A 16,420-nucleotide genomic window follows, 5' to 3' on the forward strand; every position below is an offset into this window, starting at 1 on the left:
GGCATTAACGAATGGTTACACTTGTTACAGCGAAACGGCCGGCCGCCTTCTGCGCGCCGATTTGTTCATGCTAAGATCGCCAGCGTCCGGCCTGGAAAGGCCGTGGCCGGCCGCCCGGGTGGCGCCCGGCGGCGGTGGCAAGATTGTTTGTTTTGCAATTTTCCACACTGCAAGTATAATGGTGCGCCGCATCGGTCCGATTGTCCGTTCCGTGGCTGCGCCAAGCCGGGCGGCGGACGCGAGCCACCACGCCCCGGGGTCAACTAAAGGTTACAAGTACATGGAATTATTCAACAAGTCGGGTTTGCTGGTGTCGTCGCTGCTGGTGGCGGTGGGCGCGCTGATCGCTTGCCAGGCACACGAGGATGCCATGCCGCCGGCCAACGTGATCGAGGCGGCCGCCCTGCACATCGGCCCGGCCGGCCAGAGCGCCGCCGAGCGCCGCCTGCGCGAATGGGCCGATCAGGGCTCGCCGGTGGCGCAGCGCGAACTGGCACTGCGCTACCAGGCCGATCCGTCGAAACACGGCGAGGCGCTGCGCCTGCTTGAGCGCGCCGCCCGCGCCGGCGACAGCCAGGCCGCCGTCAATCTGGAGACCATGTACCGCCAGGCCAGCGCGCTGAACAGCCCGGCCACCGCCAACGAATTGAGCGCCAGCCGCATGCTCAAGGACGTCACCGCGCCGCCCAGCGTCAGCCTGAGCCGCTACTAAGCCGCCGTTCGCCGCGAGCGCCCCGCCATGGACCGATTGCGCGCCCTGGAAGTGTTTGTCGAAGTGGTCCGCAAGGACGGCTTCGCCCGCGCCGCCGAGGCGCTCGACACGTCGCCGGCCAACGTCACGCGTTATATCAGCGAACTCGAAGCCCATCTGCAGACCCGCCTGTTGAACCGCAGTTCGCGCAAGATGTCGCTGACGCCCAGCGGCGAGGCGCTGTACGAGCGCGCCAAGAGCATCCTCGACGACGTCGCCGAAGCCGAGGCGCTGGTTTCCTCGTCGACGCTGCAGGCCCGTGGCCTGCTGCGCATCAACGCGCCGCTCAGCTTTGGCGTGCTGCACCTGGCGCCGCTGTGGGCCAGGTTCATGCGCCTGTATCCCGAGGTCGAGCTCGACGTCTCGCTGGGCGACCGGGTGGTCGACCTGGTCGAGGACGGCTACGACCTGGCGGTGCGCATCTCGCGCGCCGGCTCCAGCAGCAACGTGGCGCGCAAGCTGGCCACCTCGCGCAACATCGTGTGCGCCGCGCCGGCCTACCTGGCCGAGCACGGCACGCCGGCCACGCCGGCCGAGTTGCTCGGCCACCGCTGCATTGGCTACAGCTATGCCGCCAGCGCCGACGAGTGGCAGTTCAGCGACGCCGCCGGCCGGCCGCACCCGGTCACCGTGCGCTGCGCCATGCACACCAACAACGGTGACACCGCCCGCGCCGCCGCCCTCGACGCCATGGGCGTGATCTGGCAACCCAGCTTCCTGGTCGGCGCCGACGTGCGCGCCGGCCGCCTGGTACAACTGCTGCCCGACTACCGCCTGCCCGACATCGACGTGCTGGCGGTCTATCCGAGCCGGCGCCAACTGGGCGCCAAGGTCCGCGTGATGATCGATTTCCTGGTCGCCGAATTCGCCGGCGTGCCGCCCTGGGAGCGGGCCGACTGAGGTGTGAAGCGGGCCTCGTAGCCGGCTTTGAAGCGGAGCCCAGGCGGCCCGGCCGAGGCGCCGCGCGCGCTCGGCGCCAAAGTACTTAGAGTGCCGCGCCGGGGCAAAATATCCGTTTGCTCGATTGATCGAGGTCATGCCTGCGGCCGCCGGCAAGGCCGATACTGAATTTCGCCCTCGCCCGCAGCGGCCTTGTTCAGGAGGAAAAGTGACGATGAATCGAGCCGAATCGCCGGCCGGGACGGCCCCCCGCCATGCGCAGTTTCTCGACAGCCTGGCCGCCTTCACCCAGCAACACCGGGTCGGCCACTGGAGCGGCACCTTCGCCGACTTCATGGCGCAGGTGCTGCCGCAGGCGCCGCTGCTGTTGGCGCGCAACTCGCACCAATACGTTTGGGACATGCTGCGCCGCACCGGCGACGCCGATGCGCCGGGCCGCCTGTTCGCCGACCAGTTGTTCGGCATCGACGACGCCATCGCCCGCGTCGCCGACTACTTCAAGGCGGCGGCCTCCGGCTCCGAGGTGGGACGGCGCCTGCTGCTGCTATTGGGGCCGCCGTCGGGCGGCAAGTCGACCCTGGTGATCCTGCTCAAGCGCGGCCTGGAGGAGTACAGCTACACCGACGACGGCGCCCTGTACGCCATCGCCGGCTGCCCGCTGCACGAGTCGCCGTTGCACCTGGTGCCGCACACCTTGCGCGGCCAATTGCGCGACAGCTATGGCGTCGAGGTGCGCGGCGAACTGTGTCCGTACTGTCGCGCCGGCCTGGAGCAGCACTACGCCGGCGACTTCCTGCGCATGCCGGTCGAGCGCGTCTACCTGTCGGAGGCGGGCCGCAGCGGCATCGGCACCTACGCGCCGCACGATCCGACCACGGCCGACCTGGCCGACCTGGTCGGCTCGGTTGACCTGTCCAAGGTGGCCGAGTATGGCGACGAGGGCGATCCGCGCGCCTGGTCGTGGTCGGGCGCCGTCTACGCCGCCAGCCGCGGCGTGCTGGAGATGATCGAGATCCTCAAGGTCAAGCGCGAGTTCCTCTACCTGCTGCTGACCTTGACGCAGGAGAACAACGTCAAGGTGTCGCGCTTTCCCCTGATCTACCTCGACGAGACCATCCTGGCGCACACCAACCTGGCCGAGTTCCGCAAATTTCTGCAGGAGAGCGAGAACGAGGCGCTGCTCGACCGCATGGTCATCGTCCAGGTGCCCTACACCCTCGACTACCGCGAGGAGGCGCGCATCTACCGCAAGCTGATCCTGTCGGCGGCGCCAGCCTTCCGCCAGGTGCACCTGGACCCGCATGTGCTGCACGCGGCGGCCGTGTTCGCCATCCTCAGCCGGCTGCGCGAGGGCGAGGACAAGGACGCCGAACTGGTCAAGAAGGTGCGCATCCACGCCGGCGAGGAGGTCGAGGGGGTCAACCAGGCCGAGTCCAGGCGCCTGCGCGAGCGCGAGCAAGCCCCCGACGAGGGGCTGTCGGGCGTGTCGCCGCGTTTCGTCATCAACGCCCTGTCGAACGCCATCATCCAGTCCGAGCAGAACAGCCTGAGCACGATGGACCTGCTGCTGGCGCTCAAGGACGGCATCGAGAGCGACGCCCGCATCGAGCCGAAACGCAAGCGCCGCTGGGTCGACTTCCTGGTGCTCACGCGCAAGGACTTCTACAACCGCTGGGTCAAGGAGGACGTCCACAAGGCGCTGTTCGTCTCCTTCGCGCAGGAGGCGCAGGAGCTGCTGGCCAAGTACCTCGACGAGGTCGAGGCCATGCTCGACAACCGCCAAGTCAAGGACCCGATCACCAGCGAGGAGCGGCGGCCCGACGAGCGCTTCCTCCGCGCCGTCGAGGAAAAGATCCACATCTCCGATTCGGGCAAGCAGTCGTTCCGCCAGGAGGTGGTGCGCAAGGCGATGGGCGCCTTCAAGCGCGGCGAGCGCTTCGGCCTGGGCAGCCACGCCCTGCTCAACGACGCCGTCCAGCAATACCTGTTCGAGCAGCGGCGCGACGTGCTGCGCCTGGTCAGCTCGGCCAAGCGGCCCGACGACGAGGTGCGCAGCAAGATCTCGGCGGTCGAACAGCGCCTGGTCGACGAGTACGGCTACGACGGCCACAGCGCGCGCGAAGCCCTCAACTACGTCACCACCCTGCTGGCGCAGGAATGACCGGGGCGCAGCGATGGCCGACCAGTCCCCCCCCGCCCGCAGCTGGTACCAGCTGTTCTCGCGCGGCGCGCGCGACTGGCTGCGCCACAACGACAAGGTGCGCGAGGCGGTGCGCGACCACCTGCCCGAGCTGATCGCCGGCCCCGACCTGATGACCGGCGCCGGCGAGCGCAGCGTGCAGGTGCCGGTGCGCTTGCTTGAGCACGCCCGCTTCCGCCTGGCCGAGCCGCGCCACGCCACCGCCGCCGGCCAGGGCGACGGCCAGCCGGGCGACCTGCTGCGGCCGCCGCGCGACTCGGCCGACGACGCTGCCGTCGCGTCCGGCGGCGGCGAGGGCGAGGGCGCGGTGCGCCTGCTGCTCGAGTTCGCCATCGACGACATCATGGACTGGCTGTGGGAGGAGCTCAAGCTGCCACGGCTGGAGCCGCGTCGCGGCGGCCCGCTGGCCGAGGCGGAGTTGGTGCGCGAGGGCTGGGACAAGCGCGGCGCCAGCTCGCGGCTGGACCGGCGCCGCACCATCAAGGAGGCCATCAAGCGCCGCGCCATGCAGGTCAATCCCCTGCCCTTCGTCAATGAGGACCTGCGCTTCCGCCAGTTGACGGCGCGCAGCCGGCCCAGCGCCAGCGCCGTCGTGTTCTTCGTGCTCGACGTTTCGGCCAGCATGGGCGAGGCCGAGCGCACGCTGGCCAAGACCTTCTTCTTCTTCGCCCTGCAGGGCCTGCGGCGCAGCTATCGCAAGGTGGAGACGCGCTTCCTGGCGCACACCACGCGGGCCTGGGAGTTTTCCGAGGAGGACTTCTTCCAGGTCAGCGGGGCCGGCGGCACGATCGCCTCGTCGGCCTTCCGCCTGGCGCTGTCGCTGCTGCGCGAGCAATACGCCGCCAGCCACTACAACAGTTACCTGTTCTACGCCTCCGACGGCGAGAATTTCACCGAGGACCGGGCGGCGGCCGGCGCCGGGCTGGGCGAACTGGCGCGCCAGCTCAACTACCTGGCCTACGCCGAGACGCTGCCGGGCGCCGGGCGCGGCGTGGACACCGAGATGCACCGCCTGTGCGCCGAGCTGGCGCGCCAGGGGCTGCCGGTCGGCAGCAGCGTGCTCAGCGCCGGCGGCGACGTCTGGCCGGCATTGCGCAGCTTCCTCGCCCACCGGCCGGCGGCGGAGGACGATCGATGATGCCGGCGCCGCTGGAGCACTACATCGCGCGCATCGCCGCGCTGGCGCGCGGGCTGGGGCTGGACTTTTATCCGGTCGACTTCGAGCTGGTGCCGGCCAACTTCATGCTGGAGGTGGCCGTCTACGGCCTGCCGGTGCGCATGCGCCACTGGTCCTTCGGCGTGCGCTACATCCACCAGTTGGTGCAGCAGCACATGGGCCATTCGCGCATCTTCGAGGTGATGTTCCCAGGCGACCCCTGCCGCGCCTATATGATGGACGGCAACAGCCTGGCCGAGAACACCCTGGTCGCCGCCCACGTCCTCGGCCACGCCGACTTCGCCCGCAACAACGCCCTGTTCTGCCGCTTCATGCAGATGGCCGGCGGCGACATCCTCGAGCGCAGCGCGGCCAGGGCGCGGCGCATCGAGGCGGCGCTGGGGCGCCACGGCCAGCAGCGCGTCGAGGCGGTGCTCGACGCCGCGCTGGCGCTCGAGCCGCACATCGACGCCAACGCCGCGTTGCACCGGCCGGACTATCCGGCGGCGCCGGCCGGCGCCGCCGAGCGCGCCGCCGGTCCCTTCGAGCGCCGCTTCCAGGCCCTGCCCGGCGCCGCCACGCCGCCGCGCCCGCCGCCGCGCGGCGAACCGCCGCCGCTGCCGCCGCGGCCGGAGTCCGACCTGCTGTGGTTCATCGCCCGCCACGCGCCGGAGCTCGACGACTGGGAGCGCGACATCTTCCTCGCCGTGCGCGAGGAGGCCTACTATTTCTACCCGGTGTACGCCTGCCAGATCATGAACGAGGGCTGGGCCTCGTACTGGCACGCCCGCCTGCTGCGCGAAGCGCACTTCCTGCCGCCCGAGCTGTACCTGGAGGCGATCAAGTCGCATTCCGACGTGGTGCGGCCCTATGGCGGCGAGCGCCAGTTGGCGCTGGCGCTGAACCCCTACCACCTGGGCTTTTCGATGTGGGAGCAGATCGTCGAACAACGCGGCCTGGCCGAGGCGCGCCGCATCTGCCGCGACGAGGATGATTTCGGCTTCATCCGCAACTACCTGGACGAGGAGTTGGCGCGGCGGCTGGACCTGTTCGTCTACGAGACCCGGGGCGACGGCGAGACCCGCGTCGCCAGCCGCGACCTGGCGGCCGTGCGCGAGGCGATCCTGGCGCCGCGCTACCACTATGGCGCGCCCTCGATCGCCGTCCAGCCCCTGGGCGCCGACGGCAGCCTGCTGCTCAGCCACGACCACCTGGCCGACGGCCGTGGCCTGGACCTGGCCCAGGCCGAGCGGGTGCTCGACTACGTCGCGCGGGTCTGGCGCCGTCCGGTGGCGCTCGACACGGTGGACTTCCGCGGCGCCGGCCGCCGCGTCGAAACGGGCGGCGGCAAGCCGTCGCGGCCGGCCTAGCATCTAGCGCGGCGGCGCCAGGTTGCCCACGTACCAGCGGATCGCCTGTTTCAGGCCCCGGGCGACATCGTGGGTCGGCGCGTAGCCCAACAGGCTGACCGCCTTGCCGATGTCGGCCTGCGAGTGGCGCACGTCGCCGGCGCGGAAGTCGGCGTAGTCGGGGCGGTAGTCGAGCAAATGGGGGAAGCGTTCGAGCAGCAGGCCGTGCAGCAACAGATACAGCTCGTTGAGCGAGGTGCGGCCGCCGGCGGCGACGTTGTAGACCTGGTTGGCGGCCGCCGCGTGCTCGCTCAGCGCGGCCAGCAGATTGGCCTGCACGACGTTGCCGACGAAGCAGAAGTCGCGGCTGCTTTCGCCGTCGCCGTTGATCACCAGGCGGCGGTCGTGGATCATCGCGGCGATCCACAGCGGAATCACGGCCGCGTAGGCGCCCTGCGGGTCCTGGCGCGGGCCGAACACGTTGAAGTAGCGCAGGCCGATCGCCTCGCCGCCGTAGCAGCGGGCGAACACGTCGGCGTACAGCTCGTTGACGGTCTTGCTCAGCGCGTAGGGCGACAGCGGCCGGCCGCTGCGGCTCTCGACCTTGGGCAGCGTGGCGTCGTCGCCGTAGCTGGCGCTCGAGGCGGCGTAGACCAGCCGGGCCACGCCGGCGTCGCGCGCCGCCACCAACATGTTCAGAAAACCGCCGATGTTGATCTCGTTGCACAGCAGTGGATCGACGATCGAGCGCGGCACGGAGCCCAGCGCGGCCTGATGCAAGACGTAGTCGACGCCGGCGCAGGCCTGGCGGCACTGTTCGAGGTCGCGGATGTCGCCCTCGATCAGGCAGAAGCGCTCCCAGGCGCGCGGCCCGACCGTCTGGCGCACCTGCTCGAGGTTGTGGCGGTGGCCGGTGAGGAAATTGTCCAGGCCGGTGACGCGCTGCCCCAGCTCGAGCAGCGTTTCCAGCAGATTGGAGCCGATGAAGCCGGCCACCCCGGTGACCAGCCAGTGGTGGCGGCGCTGCGCCAGCCGCTCGCGCACGCGCTGGTAGGCCGACTCGGCGGGCGCGCCGTTGCCGTAGTCGGCCGCCATCACAGCCGCCACACGCGCAAGCCGGCCGCGCGCAGCGGCAGCGGGTCGAAATGCGATTTGACGTCGATGAAGCAGCCCTGCGGCTTGAGCTTGGCGAGGAAGTCGTCCAGCGGCCGGTTCAGCAAGGCGCGATGGGACACGGCGCAGACCAGCGCCTCGCCGGCCGGCAACTCGTCCCAGGGCCACAGGCGGATGCCGTATTCGTGCTCGGCGTCGGCCGGGTCGGCCACCGGATCGTGCACCAGCACGCGCAGGCCGTAGGATTCCAGTTCGCGCACCAGGTCGGCCACCTTGGAGTTGCGCAGGTCGGGACAGTTCTCCTTGAAGGTCAGGCCGAGCACGTTGACGCAGCAGTCCTTCAGACGGAAGCCGGCGCGCACCATCTCCTTGACGGTCTGCTCGGCGACATACTTGGCCATGCCGTCGTTGATGCGGCGTCCGGCCAGGATCACCTGCGGGTGGTAGCCGAGCATCTCGGCCTTGTGGGTCAGATAATAGGGATCGACGCCGATGCAGTGGCCGCCCACCAGGCCGGGGCGGAAGGGCAGGAAGTTCCACTTGGTGCCGGCCGCCTGCAGCACCTCGAGGGTGTCGATGCCGAGCTTGTCGAAGATGATGGCCAGCTCGTTCATCAACGCGATGTTCAGGTCGCGCTGGGTGTTTTCGATCACCTTCGCCGCCTCGGCCACGCGGATGCTGGAGGCGCGGTGCACGCCGGCCACCACCACCCCCTCGTACAGGGCGGCGACGCGCTCCAGCGTGGCGTCGTCGTCGGCGGCGACGATCTTGCGGATCGATGTCAGCGTGTGTTCCTTGTCGCCCGGGTTGATGCGCTCGGGCGAGAAGCCGACGTGGAAGTCGTGCCGCCAGCGCAGGCCGGAATGGCGTTCGAGCAGCGGAATGCAAATCCCCTCGGTGGCGCCGGGGTAGACGGTCGACTCGTAAATAACCACGGCGCCGCGTTTCATGTGACGGCCGACGGCCTCGCTGGCACCGGCCAACGCGGTGAAATCGGGGTTGTGCGCGCTGTCGACCGGGGTCGGCACCGCCACCACGATGCAGTCGGCGGCGGCCAGCTCGGCCGGATCGCAGCCCATGCTGAGCCATTTGGCGGCGGCGAAGCGGGCGCTGTCGACCTCGCCGGCCGGGTCGATGCCGCGTCGGTAGCTGGCCACCTTGCGCGCCGACAGGTCGACGCCGATGGTGCGCTGGCGCGCGCCGAAGGCCACCGCCAGCGACAACCCGACATATCCCAGCCCCACTACCGCCACGACGTCCATATCGTCACCCCGTTCCAGATGGTTGGCCTGCGCGGCGACCGCCCCGTCGGGGACGAGCGCCTGAGGCGATTCTACGAGGCCGCCGCCCCCCATGCTTGAGGCGGCACAAGGGCGCGCCGTTTGGGACGCATTCCGAGCTTGTTTGTGCCGGATCAACGAGCGCGGCCGGCCTTCTTCCTAACCTAGTGCTTACTGTTCAAGCGGGAGAAAGCCATGCTCCAGTTGTCCGCCGCGCGCGGCACCGCGTCATCGCCGCCGGGCGCCGCGCGCGCGCCGCTGCCGGCCTGGCTTGGGCGCATGCGCCGCTGGCTGCCGGCCGTGTTGGCCGCCGCGCTGGCGCTGGCCGGCTGCGCCCGCCACGACGGCGCCGCCCAAATGGCCCAGGCGCACCAGTATCAACTACAGGGCAAGACGCGCGCCGCCATCATCGAAATGAAAAACGTGCTGCAGCAGGAGTCCGGCAACGGCGCGGCCCGCCTGCTGCTGGGCCAGCTGTATCTGGAGACGGGCGACGTGCTGTCGGCCGACAAGGAACTGCGCCGCGCGCTGGCGCTGGGCGAGGCGAAGGACAAGGTGCTGCCCGCCCTGGGCCGGGCCATGCTGCTGCAAGGCCAGTTCGAGCAGATTGCCGAGCTTCTCAAGGGTGCCCCCGACCAGCCCGCCTATCTGGTGTTGCGCGCCAACGCGGCGCTGGCGCAAAACCAGCCCGAGCTTGCCAGCCGCCTGTTCGAGCTGGCGCTCAAGGGGCAGCCCGGCTACGCCGGCGCGTTGCTCGGCCAGGCCAGGTTGGCCTTAATGCGCCAGCAGCCGCAGGCGGCGTTGTTGCTGGTCGAACAGGCCCTGCAGCGCGATCCCAATGACCTCGACCATCTGCGCCTGAAGGGCGACCTGTTGCGGCTGCAGGGCGACGGCGCCAACGCGCTGCTGGCCTACCAGCACATCATCCATTTGCGTCCGGAACAGGTGCAGGCCCATGTCGACATCGCCAATCTGCACCTGCAGGCCGGCAGGATCGAGCAGGCCAAGGCCGCCCTGGCGTTGGCGCGCAAGGTCGGGCCGGGCCAACTGCTGGTGGTCTACACCCAGGCGCTGATCGATTTCCGCGAGGGCCGGCTGGCCGCCGCTCTCGAGCAGCTGCAACAGGTGTTGCGGGTGGCGCCGGATCACATGCCCAGCGTGCTGTTGTGCGGTGCCGTGCAACTGGGCCTGGGCGCCTATCAACAGGCCGAACAACTGCTGGACAAGTTCCTGGCCGCCAACCCCAGGCAGGTCTACGCCAGCAAGCTGATGGCCACCGTCGCCCTGAAGAACGGCGCGCCGGAGCAGGCGCTCAAATTGATCGAGCCCCTGCTCGAGCCGGCCGGCGCGGCGCGGCAGAGCGACATCGAACTGCTGACCTTGGCCGGCGAGGCGTATATGCGCAGCCGCCGGTTCGACAAGGCCGCCGCCGCCTTCGAACAGGCCAGCGAACTGGCGCCGCAGGCGGCCATGCTGCACGCCGCCGTCGGCATGAGCCGGATGGGCATGGGCGAAAGCGGCCGCGCCATCGCCGAACTGGAGCGGGCCGCCGGCCTGGAACCCAAAGGCGGCCGCGCCGGGGTGCTGCTGGTGCTGACCCATTTGCGCACCAAGAATTTTCCGAAGGCGCTGGCGGCGGTCCAGCAGTTGGAGCGTCAGCAGGGCGGCAATCCCCTGGTGTTCAACCTGAAGGGCGGCGTGCAGCTGGCCAGCCGCGACGTCGCCGGCGCCCGTGCCAGCTTCGAACGGGCCTTGACGCTCGATCCGCTCTACCTGCCGGCGCTGGAGAACCTGGCCCAGCTCGACTTGATGGAAAAGCATCCCGAGCAGGCCCGCCAGCGCTACGAGGCGGCGCTGCGGCGCGCCCCCAAGAACGCCGCCATCCTCGGCGCGCTGGCCAAGTTGGCCACCGCCCAGGGCAAGCCGGCCGAAGCCCGCGTCTGGCTCGAACGCGCCGCCAGGGACAACCCGGAAGCGCTGGCGCCGTCGCTGCTGCTCGCCCACTTCTACCTGCGTGGCGGCGAGCAGCAGAAGGCGCTGGTGTTGGCGCAAAAGCTGCAGGCCGGCAACCCCAGCAACGCCGACACGATGGCCCTGCTGGCCGAGACGCAGACCCAGACCGGCCAGCACGAGGCGGCGGCCGACAGCCTCGCCAAGCTGGCCGTGCTGCAACCGGCCTCGGCCGCCGTGCGGATGCGCCTGTCGACGGCCCAGTTGAGCGCCGGCGATGTTGACGGCGCCATGCAAAGCCTGCGCAAGGCGCTGTCGCTGCAGGCCGACTTGCCACAGGCGCAGACCGCGCTGATCCAGTTGTTGATCGCCCGGGCCGGCTATCCGCAAGCGCTGGCGCAAGCCCGCGAGGTGCAGCGCCGCCACGCCGAGGCGCCGCTCGGCTACAAGCTCGAGGGCGACGTGTTGCTGGCCCAGCAAAAGGCCGAGGCGGCGCTGGCGCTGTACCAGCGCGCCTTCGGCCTGGCGCCGTCCGGCCCGCTGTTGATTCCCCTGCACGCCGCGCTGAAGGCGCTCGGCAAGGGACGCGAGGCCAACGCCCGCCTGCTCGACTGGCTCAAGCAGCATCCGGCCGACCAACCCACCCGCTTGCATTTGGCCAGCAGCCTGCTGGCCGAGCAGGCCTACCCGGCCGCGCGCGAGCAGTTCGAACGCATCCTGCAGGACGACCCGGCCAACGTGATCGCCCTCAACGACCTGGCCTGGTTGTACCAGCAGCAAAAGGACGAGCGCGCCGTCGCACTGGCCGAGCGCGCCTACAAGCTGGCGCCGGCCACCCCGGCCGTGCTCGACACCTTGGGTTGGATACTGGCCGAGCGCGGCGACCAGGCGCGCGCCGTGCCGCTGCTGCGCCAGGCCAGCGAACGGGCGCCGGAGGCCGGCGAGATACGCTACCATCTCGGCATGAGCCTGCTCAAATCGGGCGACCGGCGCGGCGCCCGCAACGAGCTCGAGAAGGTGTTGGCGGGCAAGGACTTCGGCCGCCGCGACGAAGTCAAGGCCGTGTTGGCGCGGCTGTAGGCGCGCCGCGGCGCCGCTCGGCCGCCGGCGCCGGCCGCGTGCCGGGGCGGCGGCGCCGGCGGTGTGCTACCGTAGCAGCCAGTCGCCGCTCCCAACCACCACGGACCCCACCATGCGCACGTGCCTGACCGCCCTCCTGCTGTTTCTGCCCGCCTGCCAGGTCGGCGCCGCCGACCTGCCGCTCGCCATCGAGGCGGCCAAACGCTCGGTGGTGGGCATCGGCAGCTTCCAGAAGCTGCGCAGCCCGGCGATCAATTTCGTCGGCACCGGCTTCGTGGTCGGCGACGGCCTCAGCGTCATCACCGCCGCCCACGTCATCCAAGACCTGCAGAACGTCGAGCAGAACGAGACCCTCGGCGTGCTGATCCCGATGGGCGAAAGCTCGCAGTTCCGCGCCGCCAGCGTGGTCGCCGTCGACCGCGAGCACGACCTGGCCCAGTTGCGCATCCCCGGCGCGCCGCTGCCGGCGATGCAACTGGGCGACTCGGCCGGCGTGGCCGAGGGCCGCGCGCTGGCCTTCACCGGCTTCCCGCTGGGCATGCTGCTGGGCCTGCACCACGTCACCCACCGCGGCATGGTCTCCTCGATCACGCCGGTGGCCATGCCCTCGCTCAGTTCGCGCAAGCTCGACGTCAAGCTGGTCGGACAGTTGCAGCGCTCGCCCTACGCCGTGTTCCAACTCGACGGCACGGCCTATCCCGGCAACAGCGGCAGCCCGCTGTACGACCCGGAGACGGGCCAGGTCTACGGCGTCATCAACATGGTCTACGTCAAGGGCTTGAAGGAGGCGGCGATCTCCACCCCCAGCGGCATCACCTACGCGATCCCGTCGAACTTCATCCGCGACCTGCTGCAAGGCAAGTGAGGCGGCCGCCTAGCCGCGCCCCTGGTAGCGGCCCGGCGCCAGGATGCCGGCCGGGTCCAGCGCCGCCTTGAGGCGGGCCACCGTGCGCCAATAGGCGTCGTCGCCGTTGTCGAGCCGGTCCATCGACTGCAGGCCGACCCGGTAGGGGATGTAGCCGGCCGTCATGACGGCGTCGAACAACTGCTGGTAGCAGGCCTTGGCGCGCGCCACCTCGTCGGCGTCCTCCTTGTCGTAGGCCACCGTCAGCACGCCGCCCAGCGAGCGCTCGTTGATCATGCTGAACGTGGCGAACAGGTCGAAGCGGTGGCGCGCGAAGATCGGCTCGGCCAGCGCGTACACGGCGAGCAGATCGGCGCCGCGCAGCGGCAGCACCGGCGAGACCCACAGCAGGCCGCAGTTGTCGAGCGCCGGATTGGCGCCGGCCGGAAAGCCGGGCGGCAGGCCGCCGCGGCGGCGCCAGTAGGCGCCGGCCAGGAAGCGTCCGTTCGGCACGCCGCGGTTCATCTCGAACAGCGCGCGGCCCAACTCGACCTTGGCGCGCAGGCGCCGGCCGGCCGCGCCGCCGAGCAGGCGCGCCAGCCGGTCGCCCAGCGCCAGTTTGCCCTCGTCGAGGAACTGCGGCCGCTCGCCGACCGCCGCCAGCGCCCGCCGCAGCGCGCCGCGCGCCGCCGCCACCTGGGCCCGGCTGCCGTAGAGGGCGCCCGAGACGGTCCAGGCGCCGACCCCGGCGGCCTGGCGCAGCGCCAGGCGGACGGCGGCCGACAGCGGCGCCTGGCCGTCGGCCAGCTCGCGCGGGAACACGCCGCCGCCGGAGAGCACGCGCAGGTCGTTGCCGACGTGGACGATGCTGCGCAGGGTGCCGTCCAGCCGCAGCGGGCGCAGCGCGTCGACCACCGCGCCGACCCGGCCGTGCAGCTCGAGGCGGCAGATGAAGTGGTTGACGCAGGCCGTCTGCGGCATCAGCCACAGGCCCAGTTGGGTGACGATGCCCAGGTTGGACTGGGTGAACAGGCCGTCCAGATGCGGCCCCAGTCCGTAGGGGAACAAGCGCGCCGCCTTGGCTTGCGGATAGTGGCCGAAGCCGGTCTCGACGATGTCGCCGTCGGCCAGCACCACCTGCATGCCGGCCACGTTGGCGTAGCGGTTGCCGTAGGGCGAATGGCCGAAGCCCCGCTCGAGGATGTTGCCGACCAGGCTGGTGTCCGGCCCGGCGCCGGTGCAGTCCATCCACAGCGGCAGGCGGTGCTCGAGCAAGTGGCGCGACAGTTGCTGTTGCGTCACACCCGGCTCGATCACCGCGTAGGCCAGCTCGGCGTCGACCTCGACGATGCGGTTCATCGAGCCCAGGTCGACGATGACCTGGCCGTCGCCGACCGCGCAGGCGTCGCCGTAGCCCCAGTTGCGGCCGGTGCTGAGCGGATACAGCGGCAGGCCGTGGCGGCCGGCCACCCGCACCACGCCGGCCACTTCGGCGGTCGTCGCCGGGCGCAGCACGGCCAGCGGCCGCGTGCCGCAGGAACCGGTGCTGCTGGCGTAGCGCGCCAGCGTGGCGGCGTCGCGCTGCACCCGCGGCGCGCCCAACAGCGCGTCCCAGGCGGCCAGCGCGGCCTGGACCGTCTCGGCGGCCGGGGCGGGCGACGGTGCCATGGCGCCACCCTAGCCGCGGCCCTGCATCAGCCGCGAGGTGATGCCGGGCTCGTCCCAGGTGGGGAAGAAATAGGGGTAGAACGAGCGCTCGCTGGTCTGCTGTTCCATCAAGCCGCCGAAGCGGCGGATCTGCTCGCCCATATAGTCGAGCTCGAGCCGCAGCAGCACGGCCGGCGCGCCGACCCGGGTGCAGGGGCGCTCGCCGCCGAAGTCGCGGAAGCCCAGCATGCGCTTGTAGAACATCACGTGGCGCGGATTGACCTCGATGACGTAGTCGGTGAAATGGTGGATGTTGTGGGCATAGATGTAGGAGATGTGGATCAGGGCGGCGAACACCCGCTTCGAGACGCCCTTGTCGATCGCCAGCCGCGACGGCTCGCACAGGCGGCGGCGCTGTTGGCGCAGCAGGTCCAGCTTGTCGCCGAAGTTCTCGTCGGCCGGCAGGCCGACTTCGGCGTTGTCCAGGCACAGGGACATGGTGCCCACCGTCACGCCGCCGGTCTCGGCGAACAGGGTGATCTTGTTGAGCGGATGGGCGTTGAGCGGGTCGACCGCGTAGCCGCGCCAGCCGTACATTTTCTTCAACAACATGCTGGCCGCCTCGCGCCGCCCCTGCGAGTTGGCCATGCGGATGTGGAAAGTCTGTTGGTCGATCTGGTGGTCCAGTGCGGGATCGCTGCTGCCCTCGCCGAGCATCAGGTCGCGCAGACCGGCCGCCGCCTCGAAGGAAATGATTGTGTCGTCTTGTTGCACGGTGGCTCCCTCTGTCGTCTGTCGGCCAGCCGCGCGGGCGGCGAACTGGACTCATGCTCATGAGACCCGCCATGCAAATGAAAAGTTCCCTTCCGGCGCGGTTTTTTTTTCGCCGGCCGCCGCCGCTGTCGGCGGATTTGCCAGCCGCCCCGGCCGCGTCTTGCACCACGCCAAAAATCAATGGCAAGCCTTTGTTTTCAAACGATATATGTGTTTTGGCACGGATTCTGCTCTCTCCCTGTCACCGGCAGCGCAACGGCCGTGATCATCGCAACCACCCACCTTAAGGAGCAGCACACCATGAACGCCACCAAGAAAAGCCTACTGGCCGCCGGGCTGATCGCCGGCCTCGGCCTGGCCGGCGCCGCGCAGGCGAGCACTTTCGCCTCGGCCATCCTCGACATCAACAACTTCCGCCTGCTGCACTCGAACGGCAGCGCCTTCAGCACCGCCGACTTCGCCGTGTTGACCGGCACCAACGACGCCCACGCCACCGGTTCGCTCAACGGCGTGTTCGCCAACGGCGCGCAGTCCTTCGGCATTCTCAGCGGCACCACGCCGGACGTGCCGCACCAGTGCGTGGGCGCGCCCTGCCCGGCCTTGGCCGAGAACAACTTCGCCCCCTTCCCCTTCCCGCCACCGGTGCCCGGCACCTTCGGCTACGCCGACCAAAACCTGAGCGGCGCCTCGATCACCATCGGCGCCACGCCGGCCGGCGCCCACGCCCAGACCCGGGCCGACGCCTCGCTGGGAAGCAACGGCGTGGCCTCGGGCAACTCCGACGTCGGCACCTCGACCACCTTCAACTTCACGCTGGGCGCCGCCGACTCCATGACCATCTCCTTCGACGCGACGCCGTTCTCGCAGGCCTACGTGTCGCTCGGCTCGGGCCCGACGGCGAACGCCAACGCGCGCATCTCCTGGTCGATCAACATCCGCGACCTGAGCACCGGCGGCGGCACCATCTTCGATTTTACGCCAAGCGAGCTCAACGGCCTGTCCGCCGTCAGCCGCACCGACGGCCTGCCCGGCATCACCACCTACAACGCGGCGCTGACCAGCTTCGCGCTGTCCTCGACCACCGGCCTGCTCAACGCCACCGACACCTACCAGATCACCATCCAGCACAACACGCTGGCCAACGCGCTGCAGCAGCAGGTGCCGGAGCCGGCCACGCTGGCGGTGTTCGCGGCGGGGCTGTTGGGCATGTCGCTGGTCAGCCGGCGCCGCGGGCGGTGAGCGGCGGGCGGCGCCGTCGGAAAATTTGACAGCGCCGCACGCCACTAGCAGTCTGTCGGACTTGAAGCTAGATGAGGGCTGCTCTGCCGCGTCTAGCTGGATTTCGCCAACTTATTTCCATGAATTGGTCGCGAACG

The 16,420-nt window shown here is 70.1% G+C and carries 12 protein-coding genes; 8 read left to right on the forward strand and 4 right to left on the reverse strand.

What is annotated here, in order from left to right; translation table 11 throughout:
* Positions 1 to 280: 280 nt before the first annotated feature.
* From H7U20_RS24035 to H7U20_RS24055, 5 genes are all read left to right on the forward strand, one after another.
* Positions 281 to 712, forward strand: coding sequence for an SEL1-like repeat protein (locus tag H7U20_RS24035; protein ID WP_199761666.1), 432 nt, complete (start codon positions 281 to 283; stop codon positions 710 to 712).
* 27 nt (positions 713 to 739) lie between these two features.
* On the forward strand, positions 740 to 1,651 hold the full coding sequence (locus H7U20_RS24040; RefSeq protein WP_199761667.1) for a LysR family transcriptional regulator: 912 nt from the start codon (positions 740 to 742) through the stop codon (positions 1,649 to 1,651).
* A gap of 214 nt (positions 1,652 to 1,865) precedes the next feature.
* On the forward strand, positions 1,866 to 3,812 hold the full coding sequence (locus tag H7U20_RS24045) for a serine protein kinase (RefSeq protein ID WP_199761668.1): 1,947 nt from the start codon (positions 1,866 to 1,868) through the stop codon (positions 3,810 to 3,812).
* Between the two features lie 13 nt (positions 3,813 to 3,825).
* On the forward strand, positions 3,826 to 4,989 hold the full coding sequence (locus H7U20_RS24050) for a DUF444 family protein (protein ID WP_199761669.1): 1,164 nt from the start codon (positions 3,826 to 3,828) through the stop codon (positions 4,987 to 4,989).
* Positions 4,986 to 6,377, forward strand: a complete 1,392-nt coding sequence (locus tag H7U20_RS24055; RefSeq protein WP_199761670.1) for a SpoVR family protein — start codon at positions 4,986 to 4,988, stop codon at positions 6,375 to 6,377. Before H7U20_RS24050 ends, H7U20_RS24055 begins: the two co-directional genes overlap by 4 nt.
* Positions 6,378 to 6,380: 3 nt before the next feature.
* On the opposite strand, the gene H7U20_RS24060 is transcribed toward H7U20_RS24055, so the two are convergent.
* Both H7U20_RS24060 and H7U20_RS24065 read right to left on the reverse strand, forming a co-directional pair.
* Complete coding sequence (locus tag H7U20_RS24060; protein ID WP_199761671.1) at positions 6,381 to 7,451, reverse strand: SDR family oxidoreductase; 1,071 nt, start codon at positions 7,449 to 7,451, stop codon at positions 6,381 to 6,383.
* Complete coding sequence (locus tag H7U20_RS24065; RefSeq protein ID WP_199761672.1) at positions 7,451 to 8,731, reverse strand: nucleotide sugar dehydrogenase; 1,281 nt, start codon at positions 8,729 to 8,731, stop codon at positions 7,451 to 7,453. The genes H7U20_RS24060 and H7U20_RS24065 overlap by 1 nt, the downstream gene beginning before the upstream one ends.
* A gap of 213 nt (positions 8,732 to 8,944) precedes the next feature.
* Here H7U20_RS24065 and prsT point away from each other — a divergent pair, with 213 nt between their 5' ends.
* Both prsT and H7U20_RS24075 read left to right on the forward strand, forming a co-directional pair.
* A complete protein-coding gene (gene prsT, locus H7U20_RS24070) occupies positions 8,945 to 11,779 on the forward strand; it encodes an XrtA/PEP-CTERM system TPR-repeat protein PrsT (protein WP_233411037.1) in 2,835 nt (944 codons plus the stop codon).
* A 112-nt stretch (positions 11,780 to 11,891) separates the two neighbouring features.
* Positions 11,892 to 12,644 carry a S1 family peptidase gene (locus tag H7U20_RS24075; RefSeq protein WP_199761673.1) on the forward strand — a complete coding sequence of 251 codons (753 nt, stop codon included), beginning with the start codon at positions 11,892 to 11,894 and terminating at the stop codon, positions 12,642 to 12,644.
* A gap of 9 nt (positions 12,645 to 12,653) precedes the next feature.
* Here the strand turns inward: H7U20_RS24075 and H7U20_RS24080 are convergent, their stop codons facing one another.
* On the reverse strand, positions 12,654 to 14,291 hold the full coding sequence (locus H7U20_RS24080) for an FAD-binding oxidoreductase (RefSeq protein ID WP_199761674.1): 1,638 nt from the start codon (positions 14,289 to 14,291) through the stop codon (positions 12,654 to 12,656).
* A gap of 9 nt (positions 14,292 to 14,300) precedes the next feature.
* Positions 14,301 to 15,044 carry an N-acyl amino acid synthase FeeM domain-containing protein gene (locus tag H7U20_RS24085; protein WP_199761675.1) on the reverse strand — a complete coding sequence of 248 codons (744 nt, stop codon included), beginning with the start codon at positions 15,042 to 15,044 and terminating at the stop codon, positions 14,301 to 14,303.
* 261 nt (positions 15,045 to 15,305) lie between these two features.
* Between H7U20_RS24085 and H7U20_RS30815 the strand changes: the two genes are divergently transcribed.
* Entirely contained in the window at positions 15,306 to 16,283 is a 978-nt protein-coding gene (locus H7U20_RS30815; protein ID WP_199761676.1) for an EDSAP-1 family PEP-CTERM protein, read from the forward strand.
* Positions 16,284 to 16,420: the final 137 nt, after the last annotated feature.

Origin of the sequence: Rugamonas violacea, from assembly GCF_016461825.1 — a bacterium.
GTDB lineage: Bacteria > Pseudomonadota > Gammaproteobacteria > Burkholderiales > Burkholderiaceae_D > Rugamonas.

Bases quoted from the DNA above. Each gene is read 5' to 3' on its own strand.
- H7U20_RS24035 (WP_199761666.1), top strand. From the start codon at position 281: ATGGAATTATTCAACAAGTCGGGTTTGCTGGTGTCGTCGCTGCTGGTG.
- H7U20_RS24040 (WP_199761667.1), top strand. From the start codon at position 740: ATGGACCGATTGCGCGCCCTGGAAGTGTTTGTCGAAGTGGTCCGCAAG.
- H7U20_RS24045 (WP_199761668.1), top strand. From the start codon at position 1,866: ATGAATCGAGCCGAATCGCCGGCCGGGACGGCCCCCCGCCATGCGCAG.
- H7U20_RS24050 (WP_199761669.1), top strand. From the start codon at position 3,826: ATGGCCGACCAGTCCCCCCCCGCCCGCAGCTGGTACCAGCTGTTCTCG.
- H7U20_RS24055 (WP_199761670.1), top strand. From the start codon at position 4,986: ATGATGCCGGCGCCGCTGGAGCACTACATCGCGCGCATCGCCGCGCTG.
- H7U20_RS24060 (WP_199761671.1), bottom strand. From the start codon at position 7,451: ATGGCGGCCGACTACGGCAACGGCGCGCCCGCCGAGTCGGCCTACCAG.
- H7U20_RS24065 (WP_199761672.1), bottom strand. From the start codon at position 8,731: ATGGACGTCGTGGCGGTAGTGGGGCTGGGATATGTCGGGTTGTCGCTG.
- prsT (WP_233411037.1), top strand. From the start codon at position 8,945: ATGCTCCAGTTGTCCGCCGCGCGCGGCACCGCGTCATCGCCGCCGGGC.
- H7U20_RS24075 (WP_199761673.1), top strand. From the start codon at position 11,892: ATGCGCACGTGCCTGACCGCCCTCCTGCTGTTTCTGCCCGCCTGCCAG.
- H7U20_RS24080 (WP_199761674.1), bottom strand. From the start codon at position 14,291: ATGGCACCGTCGCCCGCCCCGGCCGCCGAGACGGTCCAGGCCGCGCTG.